Annotated in this window: 15 protein-coding genes; 10 read left to right on the top strand and 5 right to left on the bottom strand. The window is 69.8% G+C overall.

The window, feature by feature from the left end; all coding sequences use genetic code 11:
* Window positions 1-77: 77 nt before the first annotated feature.
* Both ACFHYQ_RS06940 and xseA read left to right on the top strand, forming a co-directional pair.
* Window positions 78-914 (top strand): DUF8129 domain-containing protein, encoded by an 837-nt coding sequence (locus ACFHYQ_RS06940; RefSeq protein ID WP_394300240.1) that lies wholly within the window; start codon window positions 78-80, stop codon window positions 912-914.
* Between the two features lie 116 nt (window positions 915-1,030).
* Complete coding sequence (gene xseA, locus ACFHYQ_RS06935; RefSeq protein ID WP_394300239.1) at window positions 1,031-2,236, top strand: exodeoxyribonuclease VII large subunit; 1,206 nt, start codon at window positions 1,031-1,033, stop codon at window positions 2,234-2,236.
* A 248-nt stretch (window positions 2,237-2,484) separates the two neighbouring features.
* Here the strand turns inward: xseA and asnB are convergent, their stop codons facing one another.
* Window positions 2,485-4,329, bottom strand: a complete 1,845-nt coding sequence (asnB, locus tag ACFHYQ_RS06930; protein WP_394300238.1) for an asparagine synthase (glutamine-hydrolyzing) — start codon at window positions 4,327-4,329, stop codon at window positions 2,485-2,487.
* A 132-nt stretch (window positions 4,330-4,461) separates the two neighbouring features.
* Between asnB and ACFHYQ_RS06925 the strand changes: the two genes are divergently transcribed.
* The gene (locus tag ACFHYQ_RS06925) at window positions 4,462-4,812 is read left to right on the top strand and encodes an exodeoxyribonuclease VII small subunit (RefSeq protein WP_394300237.1); all 351 of its coding nucleotides are present in this window, start codon (window positions 4,462-4,464) and stop codon (window positions 4,810-4,812) included.
* 20 nt (window positions 4,813-4,832) lie between these two features.
* On the opposite strand, the gene ACFHYQ_RS06920 is transcribed toward ACFHYQ_RS06925, so the two are convergent.
* Both ACFHYQ_RS06920 and ACFHYQ_RS06915 read right to left on the bottom strand, forming a co-directional pair.
* Window positions 4,833-5,384 (bottom strand): DUF4245 domain-containing protein, encoded by a 552-nt coding sequence (locus tag ACFHYQ_RS06920; RefSeq protein WP_394300236.1) that lies wholly within the window; start codon window positions 5,382-5,384, stop codon window positions 4,833-4,835.
* Window positions 5,385-5,489: 105 nt separating this feature from the next.
* Window positions 5,490-6,128: a TetR/AcrR family transcriptional regulator gene (locus ACFHYQ_RS06915; RefSeq protein ID WP_394300235.1), complete on the bottom strand. Its 639-nt coding sequence runs from the start codon at window positions 6,126-6,128 to the stop codon at window positions 5,490-5,492.
* Window positions 6,129-6,326: 198 nt separating this feature from the next.
* On the opposite strand from ACFHYQ_RS06915, the gene glpX reads away from it, so the two are divergent.
* Complete coding sequence (gene glpX, locus ACFHYQ_RS06910) at window positions 6,327-7,355, top strand: class II fructose-bisphosphatase (RefSeq protein ID WP_204013367.1); 1,029 nt, start codon at window positions 6,327-6,329, stop codon at window positions 7,353-7,355.
* 4 nt (window positions 7,356-7,359) lie between these two features.
* Here the strand turns inward: glpX and ACFHYQ_RS06905 are convergent, their stop codons facing one another.
* Entirely contained in the window at window positions 7,360-8,007 is a 648-nt protein-coding gene (locus tag ACFHYQ_RS06905) for a DUF1707 SHOCT-like domain-containing protein (RefSeq protein WP_394300234.1), read from the bottom strand.
* Window positions 8,008-8,109: 102 nt separating this feature from the next.
* On the opposite strand from ACFHYQ_RS06905, the gene ACFHYQ_RS06900 reads away from it, so the two are divergent.
* On the top strand, window positions 8,110-8,427 hold the full coding sequence (locus tag ACFHYQ_RS06900; RefSeq protein WP_394300233.1) for an MFS transporter: 318 nt from the start codon (window positions 8,110-8,112) through the stop codon (window positions 8,425-8,427).
* On the opposite strand, the gene pdxR is transcribed toward ACFHYQ_RS06900, so the two are convergent.
* Entirely contained in the window at window positions 8,354-9,838 is a 1,485-nt protein-coding gene (gene pdxR, locus ACFHYQ_RS06895) for a MocR-like pyridoxine biosynthesis transcription factor PdxR (RefSeq protein ID WP_394300232.1), read from the bottom strand. The genes ACFHYQ_RS06900 and pdxR overlap by 74 nt on opposite strands.
* Before the next feature lie 67 nt (window positions 9,839-9,905).
* Here pdxR and ACFHYQ_RS06890 point away from each other — a divergent pair, with 67 nt between their 5' ends.
* The 5 genes from ACFHYQ_RS06890 (at window position 9,906) to ACFHYQ_RS06870 (ending at window position 16,295) form a co-directional block, all read left to right on the top strand.
* Complete coding sequence (locus ACFHYQ_RS06890) at window positions 9,906-10,886, top strand: DMT family transporter (protein ID WP_394300231.1); 981 nt, start codon at window positions 9,906-9,908, stop codon at window positions 10,884-10,886.
* Between the two features lie 201 nt (window positions 10,887-11,087).
* Window positions 11,088-12,740, top strand: a complete 1,653-nt coding sequence (locus ACFHYQ_RS06885; protein WP_394300230.1) for a fumarate hydratase — start codon at window positions 11,088-11,090, stop codon at window positions 12,738-12,740.
* Window positions 12,741-12,838: 98 nt separating this feature from the next.
* Window positions 12,839-14,230, top strand: coding sequence for a protein kinase domain-containing protein (locus tag ACFHYQ_RS06880; RefSeq protein WP_394300229.1), 1,392 nt, complete (start codon window positions 12,839-12,841; stop codon window positions 14,228-14,230).
* Window positions 14,231-14,284: 54 nt separating this feature from the next.
* The gene (locus ACFHYQ_RS06875; protein WP_394300228.1) at window positions 14,285-15,586 is read left to right on the top strand and encodes a serine/threonine-protein kinase; all 1,302 of its coding nucleotides are present in this window, start codon (window positions 14,285-14,287) and stop codon (window positions 15,584-15,586) included.
* 169 nt (window positions 15,587-15,755) lie between these two features.
* Window positions 15,756-16,295 (top strand): flavoprotein, encoded by a 540-nt coding sequence (locus tag ACFHYQ_RS06870; RefSeq protein WP_204013354.1) that lies wholly within the window; start codon window positions 15,756-15,758, stop codon window positions 16,293-16,295.
* Window positions 16,296-16,297 lie beyond the last annotated feature (2 nt).

Raw genomic sequence — 16,297 nt, 5'->3', positions numbered from 1 at the left:
CGGGGGCAGTATTTTTGAAACACTCCCCGGGTCTTGGGACACTGGACAACTGAGAGCAAATCTCCCCAGGAGCCGCTATGTCCGTCCTTAAAGCCATAACGAGTAAGGCCAAGGACCTGCCTGTACTCGTCTTCCAGACGGCCCTTCAGGGGGCGGGAAGGGCGCTGCAGTTCGGCGACCGTCTCCGACTCACCGTCAAGCGCCTGACCGGCGGCGAGGGCCCGAACGCCGAGCAGCCCGCCGAGGCCCCGACCCCCACCGCCCAATCCACCGCCGAGACGGCGGAAGCCCAGCAGGCACGCCCTGCACCAGTTATCTACGCGCCCCGCCCCGCCAAGTCGGAGCCCGAGGCCGAGAAGGCCGAGAAGGCGGAGCCGTCCGCCGTACCGCCCGCGACCGAAGCCCCCGCCGAAACTCCGGCCGAAGCTTCGGGCGCGGCGGCGGAACCCGAAGCCGCCGCACCTGAAGTCCCTGAAGTCCCTGAAGTCAAGGCGCCCGAAGCCGAGGCAGAGGTGCCGAAGCCGGCTGCCGCCGAACCCGCGACCCCCGAACCCGCGACCACCGAACCCGCGACCACCGAACCCGCGGCTCCGGCGAAGCCCGCCCGGGCTCCGCGCAAGAAGAAGGCCACCGAGTCCGCCGAGTCCGCCGAGCCGAAGCCCAAGCCGGCTGCCAAGCCTGCTCCCAAGAAGGCCGCGAAGCCCGCCAAGCCGGCCGAGGCCGTGACCGCGACGTCCGACGAACCGATGCCGAACTACAGCGAGCTGACGATCGCCTCGCTGCGCGCGAGGCTGCGCGGCAAGTCGCTCGAGCAGGTGCAGGCGCTGCTCGACTACGAGCAGGCGAACCTGAACCGGCCGGAGGTGGTCCGGCTGTTCCAGAACCGCATCACCAAGATCCAAGCCGAGGCGTGACCCGCGTCTCCTCGCATCCGGCCGCCGGAATGTCGGTCGAAGTGGTTAGTGTGCGGGTGCGGTCCGGCGGGGCGTGACGCGCACCCGCCGCCGCACCACCATGCGAGGAGGCCCCTGTGGGCGCGAAGACGTCACCGGAAGCGCCGCTGCCGATCCGGTCGGTCCTGCAGATGGTCGCGCAGTGGATCGGCAAGCTCGGCACCGTCTGGGTGGAGGGACAGATCACCGAGTTGACCGCGCGCGGCGGCACGGTGTTCCTCACCCTGCGCGACCCGGTGGCCAACGTCTCGGCCAGGATCACGTGTACGCGTGCCGTCTACGAGGCGAGCGTCCCGCGCCCGGCCGACGGTGCACGGGTCGTCATGCACGTCAAGCCGGATTTCTGGGTCAACAAGGGGTCTTTCGCCTTCACCGCCCTGGAAATCCGGCCGGTCGGCATCGGTGAGCTGCTGGCTCGGCTCGAACGGCTGCGCCAGGTGCTGGCCGCCGAGGGCCTGTTCAACGTCGACCGCAAGCGGCGGCTGCCGTTCCTGCCGGGCACCGTCGGGTTGATCTGCGGACGCGACTCGGCCGCCGAACGCGATGTGCTGGAGAACGCCCGCCGACGCTGGCCCGCCGTCCGCTTCAAGGTGGAGACCGTCGCGGTGCAGGGGTCCTATGCCGTGGGAGAGGTCACCGAGGCGTTGCACAGGCTCGACGCGGACCACGAGGTGGATGTCATCGTGATCGCGCGGGGCGGCGGATCCCTGGAGGATCTCCTGCCGTTCTCCGACGAGTCGCTGGTGCGTGCCGTCGCGGCCTGCCGTACCCCCGTGGTCAGCGCCATCGGCCATGAGCAGGACACCCCGCTGCTCGACCTCGTGGCCGACGTACGGGCCTCGACGCCGACCGACGCGGCCAAGAAGGTGGTCCCGGACGTGGGCGAGCAGTTGACGCTGGTCCGCCAGCTGAGGGACCGGGGCCGCCGCGTCGTCCGGGGCTGGCTCGAGCGGGAGATCGCCTGGCTCGAGTCGGTCCGATCACGGCCATCGCTCGCTGATCCGGTGCGGGAGCTCGACCGGCGCGCCGAGCAGGTCGACGCGCTGCGCGAGCGGTCCAGGCGCTGCCTGACGGCCTCGCTGGACCGCTCGGCCGACTCTCTGGAACACCTGCGCGCCCGCCTGGTCGCGCTGTCGCCCGCCGCCACGCTGGAGCGCGGCTATGCCATCACGCAGCGGCCCTCGGGTGAGGTCGTACGGCTGGCCGCCGACGTGAAACCCGGCGACGAGCTCACGATCCGCTTCTCCGACGACCGCATCAGCGTCACAACCTCCCCGTCGTAATCCCCCCACCCCCGGCGTGATCTTGCAGAAACTCGCACGACCACATGCTGACCTGCGCATTCACCTTCCGTGATCTTGCACTTGCCACTGCAAGATCACGGAAGGCGAATGCGCAGGTGAGGGCACATCCCTGCCAGCTTCTGCAAGATCACGAAGAGAATCCGCACAGGTCACAACGGATGCGTGCGAGAATTCGCAAGATCACCGCGGGAAGGGTCGGGGGCCGCGGGGTTATTCAGCGGGGTCCTTCAGAGGGCGAGGCGGGCGTCGTAGCTCTCCAGCCATGCGTTGAACTGGAGGATGCCCTCGATCGCGGACCGGGCTCCCTGGAAGCTGACCGCGCCCACGGGCTGATCGAGCACGTTGCGGATCTTTCCGATGTCGACCAGGGGCGCTGCGGCGAAGTCACCGCCGGCGACCAGACCGGCCAACTCGGCGCGCAGCGCGTGCTCGTAGGCCGGATCCTGGGTGGAGGGGTAGGGGACCTTGCGGCGCTCGATCACCGAGCGCGGCAGCACGTCCTCGACCGCGGCGCGCAGCAGGCTCTTCTCCCGCCCGTCGAAGGTCTTCATCGCCCACGGCGTGTTGAAGACGTACTGCACGAGCCGATGGTCGCAGAACGGCACCCGGACCTCGAGGCCGACGGCCATGCTCATCCGGTCCTTGCGATCCAGCAGGATCTGCACGAACCGGGTGAGGTGCAGGTAGCCGACCTCCCGCATGCGCTTCTCCAGTCCGGTCTCGCCCGGCAGCCGCGGCACCTCGGCGAGGGCCTGCTGGTAGCCGTCGGCACGATAGGCGGGTAGGTCGATCTTGCGGAGCAGGTGCTCGTCGAGGAAGCGGCCCCGCGTCGACTGATCGGCGATGCCGGGGATGGCGAGCCAGGGGAAGGTGCCGGCGTTGACCGCGGCCGGGTCGTGGAACCACCGATATCCGCCGAACACCTCGTCGGCGGACTCTCCCGACAGCGCCACCGTCGACTGGCGGCGGATCGCCTTGAACAGCAGGTAGAGCGAAGTGTCCAGGTCGCCGAGGCCCATCGGCAGGTCGCGAGCTCGCAGTGCGGCGGCACGCACACCCTGGTCCATCAGGTCGGCCGGGTTCAGCACGATGTCGCGGTGATCGGAACCGACGTGCCGCACGACGTCCTGGACGTACGGAGTGTCGGGAGTGTCGCGCATGTCATCGGGCTGGAAGTTCTCCTCGTAGCCGGTGAAGTCCACGGCGAACGACCGGACTCCTCCCTGGCCTTTCAGCGCCCGGGCGGCCAGCGCGGTCACCGCGCTGGAGTCGAGGCCGCCGGACAGCAGCGTGCACAGCGGTACGTCGGAGATCAGCTGGCGGGTGATGATGTCGTCGAGCAGTTCCCGGATGGTGCGGACGGTCGTGGGCAGGTCATCGGTGTGCTCGCGGGCCTCCAGCCGCCAGTAACGGCGTTTGCCGAGGCCGTCCCGGCGCACCCTGACGATCTGGCCGGGGCGCACCTCGTACATGTCCTTGAAGACCGCGGTCTCCGGCGACTTCACGAAGGCCAGCAGCTCGCGCAGGCCATCGGCGTCGACGACCCGATCGGCGAGCGGGTTGGCGAGAATGGCCTTGGGCTCGGAGCCGAACAGCACCCCCTGCGGCGTCGGGTAGTAGTAGAGCGGCTTGATCCCCATCCGGTCGCGGATCAGCAGCAGCTCCTCACGTCGGGTGTCCCAGATGGCGAAGGCGTACATGCCGCCCAGGCGGTCGACGAAGTCCTCGCCCCACTCCAGGTAGGCCTCCAGGACGACCTCGGTGTCGCTCTGGGTCCTGAAGCGGTGGCCGAGCCCGGTCAGCTCGGCTCGCAGCTCACGGAAGTTGTAGACCTCGCCGCTGTAGGTCAGCACGGCCGCGATCTCGCCGTTCCGCTCGGCGACCATCGGTTGCCTGCCGCCCTCGATGTCGATGACGGCCAGCCGCCGGTGACCGAACGCGACGTGCGGAGCGAACCAGGTTCCCTCGGCGTCGGGGCCTCGGCACGCCATCGTGTCCGTCATGGCCTGTACGGTCTCCCGCTCCAGCCGGAGGTCGCGCCCATAGTCAACCCAGCCGCTGATGCCGCACATACGACTACTCCCGTTCCACGCGGATCCGAGAACCGTATAAACAACCATATACATACCCAAAGCCGACACTCTTAAGGGTGGTGGCTCCACTACTGAAAGTGACATGTCGGCGGCGGCCTCTATCGTGGGGACGTGGCCCAGGAAACGAACATGCCGAAGAACACGACGAAGAGCCCGACGAAGAGCACCGCCAAGAATGCGGCGAAACAGGCCCCTCAGCAGGCCCCTCAGCAAGCCTCGGAGGAGCAGTCGCCCGAGCGGACGCCGTCGTACGAGCAGGCACGCGAGGAACTGACCGAGGTTGTACGCCGCCTGGAGACCGGCGGGCTGACGCTCGAGCAGTCCATCGAGCTATGGGAGCGCGGCGAACGGCTCGCCGCCATCTGCGAGGAGTGGCTCCAGGGAGCACGCGCGAAACTGGCGACCGCGATGGCCCAGCGGCAGGAACCCCGGCAGAACGGCCCGGTGGACGCCCCCTTCTGATTTCGCCCGCAGGGCGACTCTCAGGACGTGGCCGACGCGGTGGTCTCGGGCCTGGGCTGCGCGATCAGGGACTGGGCGAGAGCGGTGAGCTCCGCCCAGTCGGCGGTACCTGTGACGACGACGGTGTGATCGGGGAGGATCCGTACCAGCGACCGCTGGTTCTTGTCTTGGCGGAGCCGCTCCTGCCAGGTCTCTCCGTTGATCTGGCGGCTGCCGGTGACCTTGTCGGAGTTGGCCATCCGGTTGGCGAACTCGCCGGACGGCGGCTCGTCGCTCTGCGCCAGCATCGCGTGCTGCCGCTGCGCGGTGGCGAAGCCCAGCCGCCACGTCACGGCGCCGGCGTTGTCAGTGAGGTTCGAGCTGTTCGGCACCCAGTTGGGCAGCACCTCACGCGGCGACACGATCTCGTACGACGCGGCCCGGGCGGCGTTGACCTGGTCGATCGAGAAGTCCACCCGGGGGATGTGCTCGGTCCGGCTCTGCGGCGTGACGAGCAGGAAAAGCCCGGCGCCGGCGAGGCAGACGAGCAGTGCGAACACGTAACCGTAGATTCCCTGAGTGAACCGTCCCACGCGAGGGAGACTACCGGTCTCCTGCACCGGTGGCCGTATCAGCGTGGTTCGCCGAAGGCACCGAGGGCTCCGGAGGACGCCGGCCCTTGAGAGGCGGGGAGGAAGTCAAGGGCGCCTGATCCCGCCGATGAGCGCGAGGGCCTCCTCAGCGATCCGCCGGGCCGCCTCCGGATCCTCCGAGAGGGTCACCTCCTGCACGACGGCCGCCAGCGCTCCCGTGACGACCACGACCAGGGCGTCCTCGTGCTCGAAGAGCGCGGCCGTCCGCCTGGCCCACTGTCGCAGCCGGTCGCGCATCGTGACCTCGAAACCGGGCGGGGCGTCCCCCTGGAGGAACAGCGCGGCCAGATCGCGCTCGTTGAGACAGCCCTCCAGGTAGGCCCGGGCTCCCGCCAGGAACTGCGGCATCGGGTCGGTCTCTCCGGCGGCGCGCGCGGCCTGGACCGCGTCCCTGGTCCGCTGCGTCTGCCGCTGCTGGAACTCCTCGAACAGCGTGAGATAGAGATCGGCCTTGCCGGAGAAATGGTGATAGAGGCTGCCCACACTGGCCTCGGCCCGCCGCACCACGTCGGTCACCCCGGCCTCGGCGAACCCGCTGGTGATGAACACCTCCTTGGCCGCCTCGAGGAGCGCGACGCGGGTGGCCGCACCTCGGGTGGCCGCGCCGTGGTCGGGCGCCCGCGGTGTCGCCACGCCATGGACCGACATGCGCTTCGCCGCCGTCCGCTCGATATCGCCGCTCATGACGGCGACGATATCCCGGTCCCGTCAGATCCCGAGTCGCGCGACGGCAAATGGCCCTCGACCAGCGACAACAGGTTCAGACCAATCGGACAAAAAACCCTTAAAGAACTATGATCAATAATTACCCCTACTGTCCGCGACAGAATAAAGCGCGGCGGGAGGGGCAGCGAGAGAGTGAATCCAACTTTAAGGGGATCGATGTCTGATCACGTTCCGGCCCCGCTGGCAACCGGCGAGCACGCTCCCGACCGCAACCTGGCCCTCGAACTGGTCCGGGTGACCGAGGCGGCCGCGATGGCCGCCGCCCGCTGGGTGGGCCGCGGTGACAAGAACGGGGCGGACGGCGCCGCCGTCAACGCCATGCGGCAGCTCATCAACACGGTCTCCATGAACGGCTCCGTGGTGATCGGCGAGGGCGAGAAGGACAACGCCCCGATGCTGTACAACGGCGAAGATGTCGGCGACGGCACCGGCGCCGACTGCGACGTGGCGGTCGACCCGATCGACGGAACCCGGCTGTGCGCCCTCGGCATGAACAACGCGATCTCCGTCATCGCGGTGGCCGAGCGCGGCTCGATGTACGACCCGTCCGCCGTGTTCTACATGGAGAAGCTCGTGACGGGCCGGCAGGCAGCCGACCAGGTGGACATCGAGGCGCCGGCCGCGGACAACATCAGGGCGGTCGCCAAGGCCAAGGGCGCCAAGCCGTCCGACGTGACCGTGGTGATCCTCGACCGCCCGCGCCACGAGAACATCGTGAAGGAGATCAGGGAGACCGGGGCGAGGATCAGGTTCATCACCGACGGCGACGTGGCCGGTGCGATCATGGCGGCGCGCCACGGGACCGGTGTCGACCTGATGCTGGGGATCGGCGGCACCCCCGAAGGCATCATCGCGGCCTGCGCCATGAAGTGCATGGGCGGCGTCATCCAGGGCAAGCTGTGGCCGCGTGACGACGACGAGCGGCGCCGGGCGGCCGACGCCGGACTCGACCTGAAGCAGGTGCTGACCACCGACGACCTGGTGCGCTCCGACGACGTGTTCTTCGCGGCCACGGGGATCACCGACGGCGAGCTCATGCACGGCGTACGCTTCCAGGCCGGCGCCGCCGTCACCCACTCCCTGGTCATGCGCGGCCGGTCCGGAACGATCCGCAAGATCGAGAGCGAACACCAGCTCTGGAAGCTGGGCGCCTACAGCTCGATCAACTTCGACACGGCCGTATGAGGCCCTAGCGCCGAAAGAGGCCCTTTCGGGGACGTTTCGGTGAGCGGGCGACCACTTTGCCGGCGAAGACGAATCCCGCCAGTTCGATGACGGGCGCCTCCGGGGCGTAGTCCGCCGCGCCCGGTGGCAGCCGTACCTCGTTCTTGAACGAGCCCACGCGGGCCGAGGGCGCGGTCACGATCTGGACGCCCTCCGGAACGATCAGCGTGACCGTGCCCGCCACCACGGCGAGCTGGACCACGACCCGGCGTGACCGCAGCAGGGCTTCGCACAGGTCCATGGTCACCTTTCCGCCGAGAGACGTGATCGGCACCTCGGAAGGCACGACCCACCGGCCCGTACGGCTCTCACTACGGAACATGGCCGTCACGGGGCGGGAGTCCATGCGGAACGGCTGGCTCTCCGGCGGCAGCAGGTCGGTGGTGAGCCCGGCCAGCTCGCCCAGTGTCCGGGCCGCCCAGGCCTGGTCCACACGCTCCTCGTGCTCGGCGAGGGAGAGCCGCCCATCGGCGACCGCCTCGGTCAGGACGGCGATCACCCGCTCCCGGTCCCGGTCCGAGGCGCGCAGCTCACCCGGGTCCGGCCCCTGCGGCACGCGCGGCGTCAGGAACGCGGAGATCCACCTGCTCGGCTGGGACTGGAACTCGCTCACACCATCGAGGGTAAAGGGGCGGGCCCAAGAACGCATTGACCTTGTGAGCCGGGAATTCTAGTCTGACGAAACCCGAACCATCCTCATGTTCGCGGAGGGCCCGTGGTTTCAGAGGAAGCAGTGCCGATCCCGCGGGACCGACGGGCACGGCTGGCCGCGTTCGTCGTCTTCGCCGTCCAGGGCCTCACCTTCGCCACCCTGCTCACCCAGGTGGCCGTGTTGCAGAAGAACCACGGTCTGACCGATGGAGGGCTCGCGGTCCTGCTGCTCGTCGCGCCGGTCATCGCGGGCGTGGGAAGCGTGCTCGCCGGGATCGCCGCGGACGTGCCGACACTGGTGGCCGCCATCACGGCGTTCGGCCTCGGACTGGGCGGCGTGGACGGCCCAGCAGCGTCGCGAACTCGCGTACCGCCGATGTGATGCGGTGCGCGGGCAGGCGGGCGAAGCCGACGACGAACGCGCGCGGCGACCGCTCCTCCGATGCCGCGGTCTCCACGACGTCGGCGGTGAGACCGGCCGTACGCGCCGCGGCGGTCAGCACCCCCGCACCCCGCCCTTCGGACTCGGGGAACTCGGCGTAAACGTGCAGACCGGCGGAGATGCCGTGGACCGTGATCCAGGGCAGGTGCTCGGCCAGTGCGAGGACCATGGCGTCCCTGCGGATCCGGTACTCGCGACGCATCCGCCTCAGGTGCCGGTCGTATCCTCCGGTCCTGATGAGGTGCGCGAGCGCGTACTGGTCGATGACCGGTGAGCCGAGATCGATCTCCCCCCGCGCGAGCCGTACGGACCGGGCGAGCCTCGGCGGCGCCACGATCCAGCCGAGCCGCAGCCCCGGGGCGAGCGGCTTGCTGACGCTGCCCGCCAGCACGACCCGGTCGGGCGCGAGGCCCTGCAGGCAGCCGACCGGGTCGCGGTCGAAGCGGAACTCGGCGTCGTAGTCGTCCTCCAGGATGAGCGCACCGGTCTCGGCGGCCCAGGCGATCAGCTCGGCACGGCGGCGCGGGGAGAGCACGACCCCGGTCGGGTACTGATGGGCGGGGGTCACCAGGACGGCCTCGGCCCCGGTCCCGGCGAGTGCCTCGACGAGGATGCCCTCCCCGTCCACCGGCACCGGCGCCAGGTCGGCGCCCGCCCGCCGGAGCAGCGGTATCTGGCGTGGGCTGGTCGGGTCCTCCACCGCGAGGACGATCCTGCGGCCGCTCTCCGCCGAGAGCACCTGGATGATCACGCTCAGGCCCTGGGCCACACCCGTGACCACCGCCACGTTCTCCGGCGCCGCGTCGCAGGCGCGCACCCGGCGCAGGTAGGCCGCGAGCTCTTCACGCAGTTCGGGTACGCCTCCGGGGTCGCCGTAGTCGAACGCGTCGTTCGGCAGCGTCGTCAGCGCATGCCTGATCGCGGCCAGCCAGGCCCGCCGCGGGAAGGCGCCCAGATCTGGAGAGGTCACCCGATGCCCGTGATACGACAGCCGGTGCCGGTCCCGCCGGATCTCCGGAGTCTCGGCACGGCCGACCGTCGGGGGCCGCGCCTTCGCGGGCGGAACACCCGCGGCCGAGCCCTTCCCCGGCATGGGTGCGGACCCGGGCGCGGCGGCGACCCGGGTGCCCGCGCCGACCCTGGCCTCCAGGAAGCCCTCGGCCACCAGTTGCTCGTACGCCTCCACGGCGACGCCACGGGACACGCCGAGATCCCTGGCCAGTTCCCGGGTGGCGGGAAGCCGGGTGCCGTGGACGAGCCGCCCGGACCTGATGGCATCCCGCAGTTCGCCGGCGATCTGGGCGGCGATCCCGCCCCTGCCGCGGTCGATGACCAGGTGAAGATCCGTCATTGGCCCAAAATAACGCCAGCTGATTGGACCAGTTGAGGGAACCATTGCGTTCCTAGCATCATCTGACGTGAGCACCCCTTCGGACGCCTCCCCGTCCGCCGTCCTACGGCGCGTCGACGCGACTGTCCCCGCCCGGAGCCGTACCCGTTATGTCGTCTGTGCGGCCACCGCGATGTTTCTTGTCGGGACCCTCGCCGCGGTCTCGGACGTGATCGAGAGCTATCCGGTCTACGGCGGCCAGGCGCTGCGCTATCTCGCCGCCGCCGTCATCCTGCTCGTCGTCGCCCGCCTGCGCGGCCTCGGTCGCGTACGGCTCGGCCTCCGCGAGTGGGCGTTGCTCGCGGCGCTGGCGCTGACCGGCCTTGTCGCGTTCAACGTCTGCGTGATCGAGGCGACCCGGGCGGCCGGCCCGTCCCTGGTGGGCATCATCCTGGGGACCGTGCCGCTGGCGCTGGCCGTCCTCGGCCCGCTGACCGGCACGCTGACCGGCCTGCTGACCGGGCAGCCGACCTCCGGCAAGGCCGGTGGGGGCCGGCCTCTGCCGTCCCCGCGGATCGTCGTCGCCGCACTCGTCGTCGTGGCGGGCGCGACCGTGGCGACGGGGGCCGGCAGCGGAAACCTCTCCGGACTGATGTGGTCGCTGGGCGCGCTGGCCTGCGAGGTCTGCTTCTCACTCCTCGCCCTGCCGCTGCTGCCGAAGCTCGGACCGGTCCGGGTCTCGGCCTACTCGGTCGCCCTCGCCGTACCGTTCCTGCTGGTGATCGGGCTTGTCGTGGACGGCCCGGGCATCCTGCGCGTCCCGACGCCGGCCGAGGCGCTCGGGCTGGGCTATCTCGCGATGATCGTGACGACGGTGGCCTTCTTCCTCTGGTACACGGCGCTGCCCGGCCTGGGTGCGGACCGGGCCGGGTTGTTCGCCGGGATGATCCCGATCGGAGCAATCATCACGGCCGCGGTCCTCGGCCTGGGCCTGCCGTCGGCGGCGGACGTCGCCGGGGCGGCCATCGTCATCGGCGGCATCCTCCTCGGCCTGAAACCCCCGAAATAAGCCGTAGGTCGTGCTCCCCGGCGTGGCCACGGCCGACAGCCGGGATTCCGGCCGGCCCGCTCTCGCCCGCAGCCTCCCTCCCAGGGGGTAACCGGAGCCCCGCGAGGCGGGCCGTACCCTTTGGTGGGGCGTCGTTCCGCTGCCGGGAGGCCGGGCGGCGGCCCGATCGACTCACATGAGCAGACGCAGAGGACCGAGGACATGCCGGAGTTCGACTACACCGACCTGCTGCCGCTTGGGGCGGAAGACACCGAGTACCGCCTGATCACCGCCGAGGGGGTGCGGGTCATCGAGGCGGCCGGGCGGAGGTTCCTGGAGGTCGAACCGGAGGCCCTGCGGCTGCTCACCGAGACCGCGATCCACGACATTTCCCACTATCTCCGATCATCCCACCTGGCCCAGCTCCGCAAGATCATCGATGACCCGGAGGCCAGCGGCAACGACCGCTTCGTCGCGCTCGACCTGCTGAAGAACGCGGGCATCTCGGCGGGCGGCGTGCTGCCGATGTGCCAGGACACCGGCACCGCGATCGTAATGGGTAAGCGCGGCAGGCACGTGCTGACCGACGGGCGGGACGCCGAGCACGTCAGCCGGGGCGTTTACGACGCCTACACTCGCCTCAACCTGCGCTACTCCCAGATGGCCCCGCTGACCATGTGGGACGAGAAGAACACCGGCAGCAACCTCCCCGCGCAGATCGAGCTCTACGCCGAGGACCCCCTGGGCCACCCGGACGAGTACAAGCTGCTGTTCATGGCGAAGGGCGGCGGCTCGGCCAACAAGTCGTTCCTCTACCAGGAGACCAAGGCCGTGCTCAACGAGAAGCGGATGCTCCAGTTTCTGGAGGAGAAGATCCGCTCGCTCGGCACCGCCGCCTGCCCGCCGTACCATCTGGCGATCGTCGTCGGCGGCACCAGCGCCGAGTACGCGCTGAAGACCGCGAAGTACGCCTCGGCCCGCTACCTCGACAGCATCCCGACGGAGGGATCGGCGAGCGGGCACGGCTTCCGAGACCTGGAGATGGAGAAGAAGGTCTTCGAGCTCACCCAGCGGCTCGGCATCGGGGCCCAGTTCGGCGGCAAGTACTTCTGCCACGACGTCCGCGTGATCCGGTTGCCGCGCCACGGCGCGTCCTGCCCGGTCGCGATCGCGGTGAGCTGCAGTGCCGACCGGCAGGCGCTGGCGAAGATCACACCGGAGGGCGTCTTCCTGGAGCGGCTGGAGACCGACCCGGCCCGCTTCCTCCCCGACACGACGGAGGAGCACCTCTCGGATGATGTCGTGAGCATCGACCTCAACCGCCCGATGCCCGAGATCCTCGCCGAGCTCACGAAATATCCGGTCAAGACGCGGCTGTCGCTCACCGGACCCCTCGTCGTGGCCCGCGACATCGCCCACGCCAAGATCGCCGAACGACTGGACGCCGGCGAGGAGATGCCCGACTACCTGAAGAACCATGCCGTCTACTACGCGGGGCCGGCGAAGACGCCCGAGGGGTACGCCTCGGGGTCGTTCGGGCCGACCACGGCCGGGCGGATGGACTCCTACGTGGAGCGGTTCCAGGCGGCGGGCGGCTCGCTGGTCATGCTGGCCAAGGGCAACCGGTCCAAGCAGGTGACCGATGCCTGCCGCGAGCACGGCGGCTTCTACCTCGGCTCGATCGGTGGTCCGGCGGCCCGGCTCGCCCAGGACTGCATCAAGAAGGTCGAGGTCCTGGAGTATCCGGAGCTGGGGATGGAGGCCGTCTGGCGGATCGAGGTCGTGGACTTCCCCGCCTTCATCGTCGTGGACGACAAGGGGGAGGACTTCTTCACCGACTCCTCTGGACCGGTCCTGACCATCGGCCGCCGCTGACCTCTCACCTCTCTGTCAAAACTTTTGACAGAAGATCGCAACAATTTCCCGGCATGGTCTCTACAGGTCGCATCGCACAAATAGGTAAGCTGCCACCCATGCGTGCGCCCTCCGGATACCAGCTAGCCGCGCGCTACCGGCTTTTGGAGCCGGTCGGCCGCGGCGGAATGGGCACCGTCTGGCGCGCGAGGGACGAACTTCTCGATCGTGACGTGGCTGTCAAGGAGGTGCGGCTGCCGCTGGTCCTCGACGAGGACCTGCGCACCGAACTGTGCGCCAGGACCGAGCGGGAGGGCCGGGCGACCGCCATGGTCGCCCACCCCTCGGTGATCACCATCTTCGACGTGATCACCGAGGACGACCGGCCGTGGATCGTCATGGAGCTCCTCAAGGCGCAGTCGCTGGAGGAGGTCGTCAGGCTGGAGGGGCCGCTGCCCCCGCGCCAGGTGGCCGAGATCGGCCGGCAGGTCCTCGGCGCGCTGCGCGCGGTCCACGCGAAGGGCATCCTGCATCGGGACGTCAAGCCCAGCAACGTCCTCGTCACCGAGGACCGTGCCGTGCTGACCGACTTCGGCCTCGCCGCCGTGGAGGGCGACAAGTCGATCACCCAGGCCGGGATCGTGCTCGGGTCGGCCGGCTACATCGCCCCGGAGCGGGTGCTCGGCGACAAGGCCAGCCCCGCCGCCGACCTGTGGTCGCTCGGCGCGACCCTCTACACCGCGGTCGAGGGACGCGGCCTGCACGGCCGCCGTACGGCTGCCGCCGCGCTGGCCGCCCTCACGAGCGGCGCGCCGATCCCGATGGAACGGGCCGGTCCGCTCGCCCCGGTGCTGCGCGGGCTGCTCCAGATCGATCCCGCCGCGCGGCTCGACAGCGTCCGCGCGGCGCTCATCCTCTCCAGGATCGCGTCCGGCGGGACCGTCGAGGAGTACGGCCCGCAGCCCCGTCGTGCCCCGATCCCGCCCGTCGCGTCGTTCGCGCCGACCCGCAAGTCACCGCACCGCGGACAGCACCGGGCGGAGTCACGGCCGCGGCTGCGCATGTTCCCGCACCCGTCACCCTCCCAACCCCAGAACATCCAGCCCCAGAACGTCCAGCCCCAGTACGTCCAGCCCCAGTACATGCAGCCCCAGTACGTCCAGCCGCAGCATGGTCAGGCCCAGCACGGGCAGACACAACCCCAGCAGACACAACCCCAGCACCCGCAGCCGCGCTCGCGTGCGTTCCGGGAAACCGCCACGACGCCGAACAACGACCCCGCCTGGCAGTACGGCCAGCCGTACTCGCATCCGCAGCAGCACTTCGGACACCAGCACGATCACATGGCGGCGACGGCCCCGCCCCGACGGCGTCCGGCTGAAGGCGTGCACCGCAAGCCCACGGAGCCGACCCTTCACCAGATGGTCCACAGCCCGTTGATGCGGCGCCTGGCCACAGTGATCAAGCTGGTCGTCCCCAGACGATTCTGGCCCCGCATTTTTCTCAGGTGAGGACCAGGTCGCGTCCCAAGCGGTTGCGAACGGAAAATCGCTATCTTTCTTCACATGGCGGGACTTCAACCACGGCTGCTCGCGCACCGCTACGAACTTCGCATACCGATCGGCCGGGGGACGATGGGCACCGTCTGGCGTGCCTTCGACCGCTCGCTGGGCCGGGAGGTCGCGGTAAAGGAGATCCGGCAGGATCCCGGACTCAACCCGGTGCAGCGGCGGGAGTTGCGGGAACGCATGCTGCGCGAGGGCCGCATGGCGGCCAGGATCGCCCATCCCTCGGTCGCCACCATCCACGACGCCATCGAGGTGGACGGCATCCCCTGGATCATCATGGAGCTGGTCGAGGGCCGGTCGCTCGAGCAGGTGATCGACGAGGAAGGCCCACTCCCGCCCCGGTTGGTCGCCGAGATCGGCTACGACCTGCTGGGCGCGCTGCGGGCCGCGCACGCCCGGGGCATCCTGCACCGGGATGTGAAGCCGAGCAACGTCCTGTTGACCAGGACCGGGAGGGTCGTGCTGACCGATTTCGGCATCGCCAAAGCGGCGGGCGACATCGCACTCACCCAGACCGGCATGGTGATCGGCTCGCCCGGCTACACGGCCCCCGAGCGAGCGCGCGGCGAGCACGCCGGTCCCGAGTCGGACCTGTGGTCACTCGGCGCCACCCTGTACTTCGCCGTCGAGGGCAGGCCCGCCTACGAGCGCGGGTCGCTCAGCGCGACGTTGAGCGCGCTGATGACCGAGACCGCCGATCCGCCGACCCAGGCCGGCCCACTCCGTCCGATTCTGGACGGGATGCTGGAGAAGGACCACAGAGCACGCCTCACCGCGGAGAGGGCCTCCGCGATGCTGCGGATCGTGGCCGACACCCCGACCGGCGGCACCCCGGCCGCGAGCGTCCCGCAGGAGGAGAAGACCGCCCCACTCCCGGACGGCGACCGGACGATGACGATCGTCCGCCCCCCTGACGACCCGCGGGTCGCGCCGGCCCCCCGCCCGTCGCCGCCCCCCGCGGGGCCCGAGGGCTCCGCTGCCTCCGACGAGGACGAGGTGACGGCTCCCCGGCGGTTGCCGGGCCCCCGCAGGCCGCTGCCTCCGAGGCCGGGCATGGGCCTCGGGCACGCCGCCGAGCGGCCCTCCGGGCTGAGTGCCATGGGACCTGCCGCATCGGACGGCGCCCGGTTCGGGGAGCAGGGCCCCGATCGGCCGCACGGGCTGGGCACCGACCTGTTCTCCGTGCAGAGCCCGTCGGCGCCCGACACCTCCGCCCGGGTCCGCGTGCTCCTGGTCGCCTTGGCCGCCTTCGCCGCGTTCATCGTCCTCGTAATCGTGATCGTGACAGCGTACGGCTGACCGCCGAGACGGACGCGCAGCCACCACGCCTGGCCGTACGGCCAGGCAGGAAGAACACTTGCCCTACGCGTTCGTTAAGCGATATTCGGTGAGCAATAGCTCACGCACTGCATCACCCTATGACGCTTCCTCTACCTGGCGGCGAGCGCGACGTCTAGGATCACACGATATGGATGTCCCCGCACAGGCTCGTGGTGTGCTGTATGTCATTGTGTGCGCCGCGCCTGCGGCTGCCGATGTGCACGCACTGGTGGTGCTCGCGCGGGCTGCCGGATGGCAGGTGCACGTTGTCACGACGCCGATGGGGGCGGGGTTCGTTAATGCCAAGAAGCTGGAACGCCTCACGGGTGATCTGGTCCGCAGCACCTACCGGACACCTGACCAGCCCAAGGGGCTGCCACCCGCCGACGCGGTGATCGTAGCTCCGGCAACCTTCAATACGATCAACAAGTGGGCGGGTGGGATCACCGACACGTTCGCCGTAGGGCTGCTGTGTGAGGTGATGGGCTTCGACGTTCCGATCGTGGCCGTGCCGCTGCTCAAGGACGTCCTCGCCCGCCATATCGCTTTCGGCCGTAGCCTCGCCGACCTGCGGCGGATGGGGGTCCGGGTGCTCTTCGATCCCGCTGCGCCGCCCAATGCGCGCATGCCATCCTGGGGGCAGATCCTGCAAGAACTCCATGACCTGATCGAGGTCGGGCCCTCTTAGGA

Origin of the sequence: Sphaerimonospora cavernae (assembly GCF_042435035.1) — a bacterium.
GTDB classification, from domain to species: domain Bacteria; phylum Actinomycetota; class Actinomycetes; order Streptosporangiales; family Streptosporangiaceae; genus Sphaerimonospora; species Sphaerimonospora cavernae.
The sequence above is the reverse complement of the archived record's forward strand: the minus strand, read 5'-3'. Positions and strand labels throughout refer to the sequence as shown.

Coding starts and splice junctions, on each gene's coding strand:
- ACFHYQ_RS06940 (WP_394300240.1), top strand. CDS start 78: ATGTCCGTCCTTAAAGCCATAACGAGTAAGGCCAAGGACCTGCCTGTA.
- asnB (WP_394300238.1), bottom strand. CDS start 4,329: ATGTGCGGCATCAGCGGCTGGGTTGACTATGGGCGCGACCTCCGGCTG.
- ACFHYQ_RS06915 (WP_394300235.1), bottom strand. CDS start 6,128: ATGAGCGGCGATATCGAGCGGACGGCGGCGAAGCGCATGTCGGTCCAT.
- glpX (WP_204013367.1), top strand. CDS start 6,327: ATGTCTGATCACGTTCCGGCCCCGCTGGCAACCGGCGAGCACGCTCCC.
- pdxR (WP_394300232.1), bottom strand. CDS start 9,838: ATGACGGATCTTCACCTGGTCATCGACCGCGGCAGGGGCGGGATCGCC.
- ACFHYQ_RS06885 (WP_394300230.1), top strand. CDS start 11,088: ATGCCGGAGTTCGACTACACCGACCTGCTGCCGCTTGGGGCGGAAGAC.
- ACFHYQ_RS06880 (WP_394300229.1), top strand. CDS start 12,839: ATGCGTGCGCCCTCCGGATACCAGCTAGCCGCGCGCTACCGGCTTTTG.
- ACFHYQ_RS06875 (WP_394300228.1), top strand. CDS start 14,285: ATGGCGGGACTTCAACCACGGCTGCTCGCGCACCGCTACGAACTTCGC.
- ACFHYQ_RS06870 (WP_204013354.1), top strand. CDS start 15,756: ATGGATGTCCCCGCACAGGCTCGTGGTGTGCTGTATGTCATTGTGTGC.